At 40.5% G+C, this 3,080-nt stretch carries 2 protein-coding genes; both read left to right on the top strand.

Going from position 1 to position 3,080, the window contains the following annotated elements:
* Positions 1–1,052 precede the first annotated feature (1,052 nt).
* A complete protein-coding gene (locus tag LC574_RS33390; protein ID WP_229457872.1) occupies positions 1,053–1,634 on the top strand; it encodes a DUF411 domain-containing protein in 582 nt (193 codons plus the stop codon).
* Between the two features lie 679 nt (positions 1,635–2,313).
* Positions 2,314–3,080 (top strand): SGNH/GDSL hydrolase family protein (locus tag LC574_RS33385; RefSeq protein ID WP_229457871.1); only part of this gene is annotated, 767 nt, incomplete at its 3' end.

Genomic DNA, 3,080 nt, shown 5'->3' with positions numbered 1-3,080 from the left:
GTCTAATAGCGAAAGTCGTCTAAAGACGACTGAGAAAAGGTTATAGTCCGTTTTAACGGACTTTAGCTAAAAGCCTGTGAACTTCAGTTCTGGGCGGTTTCTGTCTAGAACGAAATAGCCCTGCCCTGTTGATGATGCAGCAGACTTAATGAACAGAATTGGTCGCGGTCAAGTTGTGGAGTTGGACAAAACTGGAATTGAGCCATCTGGCTCACGCGTTGCTTCACGAACAATCCTAAATGTCATATAAAATTTCACAATTGCAGAATGAATATCTAAGCATCGGGTTTGTACCCTTCCCTACGGGACGGCAAGGCAAACGGGAAGCAAGCTATGTGCCAATACAGTTCAGTTAACGCTAAAACCTTAAACTGTGTAGGTTGGGTTGAGAAACCCAACATTTCCGGGGCTTTGTTGGGTTGCGCTTTGCTTAACTCAACAAAGCAATTTTTCACAAAGCCAAGCGTATTGAGCTATGTGCAATCGTGAGTTTTTAATTGTCAGGTATATTTGCTGATTACTTTATCAAAAAGCCTAATTGCTTTATCAAAATGCCTATTTACTTTCTCAAAATACTTAAATGCTTTCTCAAAATGCTTAAATGCTTTCTCAAAATGCCATTTTACTTACTCATTTTAGTGTTTTCCGCAAGCAAAATGACATTTGACTTTCTCAAACCCCAGTTTGCTTACTCATTTTAGTGTTTTCCGCAAACAAAATGACATTTGACTTTCTCAAACCCCAGTTTGCTTACTCATTTTAGTGTTTTCCGCAAGCAAAATGACATTTGACTTTCTCAAACCCCAGTTTACTTACTCATTTTGGTGTTTTCCGCAAGTAAAATGACATTTGACTTTCTCAAAATGCTTGAATGCTTTCTCAGTAAATAAGTCGGTGAGAATAAATCAAACTACAAGAGTTAACAAGAGGGCGGGAGGCAGGCAGGGGGGGCTGATAATTGGGATCTTGACGTATCTGCAACATTCAGTCACTTTTTTTGAAGAGAATTTGTTACAACAAATTTATGCAATGTTGTACTTAGGAAGTCTCAGATGTCGTACAAACAATTTATTTATTGCTGGCAAAAATCCTTACCTCTCATCTTGATACGTATTGCTGTACGTGTAGTGGTAATAATTTGTCTAACAATAGGGGTGTTGGGCATCTTGGGAAGCACTGCTTTTATGAGTAATGCTCAACTGGTAAGTACCACTAAGGGTATCCAAGATAAACAGACACCATTAAAATCGACAGCGCTAAATGCCACTGTATATCACAGTCCCGATTGTAATTGTTGTGGTGGGTGGATTGACCACTTAAAGGCACAAGGTTTTCAAATCACAGACTTTTCCACGCGTGACATCGAAACAGTCAAACAAAAGTACAATGTGCCAGATAACTTGTCATCTTGCCACACAGCAATTGTTAATGGATATGTTATCGAAGGACACGTCCCAGCAGACGACATCAAACGTTTGCTTCAAGAAAAGCCAAATGTTGTTGGTTTATCTGTTCCTCAAATGCCCGTAGGCACTCCTGGGATGGAGATGGGGAATCGAAAAGACCCGTTTTCTGTGCTTTCTTTTGATCGCAAGGACTCAGTTGCGGTATTTAATCAATACCCGTCCTCTTGATGTAATCTCGCTGTATTCAAAGGATGTTTTAAAAGCGGATTTTCATGTATTTTAGCGATTTCTAATCGCCAAAGCTTTTTAAAACATCCTCACATTACCTGAATCAGTGGTGAGAGATGTTACTCGTTAGAATCAGCTTTGATCAACTGCGACAAAGGTCAGCCCCTTCGGGGAAGTCAAAAGTCATTTAAAATTTGTGATGGTAATTTATCTGCATTAACAGCAGCCTTCACTAAATCTTTTGCAATAATATTTCTGTTCTGAGTTTGAAATATTAGCGTTTCTCCACTTTGTTGGGTTTCGTTCCTCAACCCAACCTACCCCGGAGTACTTTTTTAGGCAAAACCTACGCAGTGCGTTAGCCTTTGGCGTAACCCACCACATAAAGGTTTTGGTGTCGTACTCTCGGCGATAACGTTTATTGGTGAGATGTTACAAAACACAACAGCCTTGCATTAAGACAATAGGCAAAATCCACACCTGAAAGTATCCGGTTTTGCTCACTAGCTTTGAAGGTAGCTTGTTAAGTTAGAGAAGTGTTTAATTGCAAGCTCAATCTTTACTCACAAGAATAATCATTAACAGTTGTAAAAACTATTGTCTTTAGGGTTTGCAGAAAAGTTTAATGCAAAGAAAAAAGTGGCTTTTAAGAACGGGGCTTGCGCTCCTAATTTTTATCATGGTTGTAGCGGCAAAAATTATGGATAAAACTTATCCCATCTCAGAACTTTACGTATTTGGGGATAGTCTTTCGGATACAGGGATGGTATTCCGGGCGACAGGAGGAATGTACCCACCTAATCCAACTTACTTTCAGGGGCGTTACTCGAATGGTCGGGTTTGGATTGAGTATCTTGCCGAAAGCCTCCATCTCTCCTCTAAGCAAACTCACAATTTTGCTTATGGAGGATCGACTACTGGTAGTGTTGGCAACAGCTATGTACCAAGCTTGCTAAATCAAGTGCAGACGTTTACGCAGACACATCAACATACGAATGCAGATGCTTTGTATGTGCTGTGGGCAGGGGCAAATGATTATTTACAAGGGGCAAGCAGTACAAATATTCCTGTTAAAAATGTGACAACGGCAATTAACTCTCTAACTGATGTGGGTGCTAAAAAGATTCTGGTTGCAAATTTACCAGATTTAGGACAGTTACCTGCCACTAAAAACAGTACGAATTCTGTAAACCTCAGTGCATTAACACAAGGACATAATCAAGGCTTAAGGCGATCGCTTAAAGTACTAAGTCAACAGCATTCCGATCTGGAGATTGTGCAATTAGATGCTAATGCGCTGTATCGAGATGCGATCGCCAATCCGGCAGCCTTTAACTTTACCAATGTGATCAATCCATGTTTGTCTGGCGATCGCACCTGTAGTAAACCAGACCAGTTTTTGTTCTGGGATGGCATTCATCCGACAGCTGCGGCTCATCGCATCAT

The organism is Nostoc sp. CHAB 5715 (genome assembly GCF_020829685.1).
Taxonomy (GTDB): Bacteria; Cyanobacteriota; Cyanobacteriia; order Cyanobacteriales; family Nostocaceae; genus Nostoc.
The sequence above is the reverse complement of the archived record's forward strand: the minus strand, read 5'-3'. Positions and strand labels throughout refer to the sequence as shown.

What these genes read in the sequence shown, in the direction of transcription:
- LC574_RS33390 (WP_229457872.1), top strand. Translation starts at nt 1,053, where the DNA reads ATGTCGTACAAACAATTTATTTATTGCTGGCAAAAATCCTTACCTCTC.